Here is a 443-nt window from a genome sequence, read left to right as displayed (position 1 = left end):
CGTGAACCCATGCGGTAGCAGCCGCACTTGAGGGGTTCCGTGTTCCGAGAGATGCCCCTCTGTCGGCACGTCAGAACGCCGCCCCGGCGCGGGACGGACAAATGCGGCGGGTTCGGCAGCTTCATCTACAGCATGTGCCGTGCGTTTCCTACGCCTGCAGCCCTGCCGGCTGAAGGCCCGGCAGGGCTGACACGCTTATGTTGGTCCGCTGCTACGGACCTTCGGCGGGCTGCTGCTACAGACCGCCTGCCTCTGCTCCCTGGGCTGTCAGGAGAACCGAGAACTCCTCAACCAACTTGAACCAAGTTAACCAAGTTGGCAACCAACTTCCTATAGTCATCATGCCCATGCGGCAGGGATCCATAAACATGTGCCCCTGCCACGCGGGCAAAGCGTCGGCTTGGGACAGCTTGCCGCCGCTCGAACTCGTCATGGTGGTCTCA

General features: G+C 62.1%; 1 protein-coding gene. It reads right to left on the bottom strand.

The features are described from left to right. Positions 1 to 235 precede the first annotated feature (235 nt). Positions 236 to 443: hypothetical protein (locus tag LPA54_RS39035; RefSeq protein WP_228985129.1), on the bottom strand; the 208-nt coding region annotated here is incomplete at its 5' end.

The sequence above is a fragment of the Streptomyces sp. DH12 genome (assembly GCF_020873895.1).
Taxonomy (GTDB): domain Bacteria; phylum Actinomycetota; class Actinomycetes; order Streptomycetales; family Streptomycetaceae; genus Streptomyces.
Note: the sequence above shows the minus strand (reverse complement) of the source record. Positions and strands in the feature narration are given on the sequence as shown.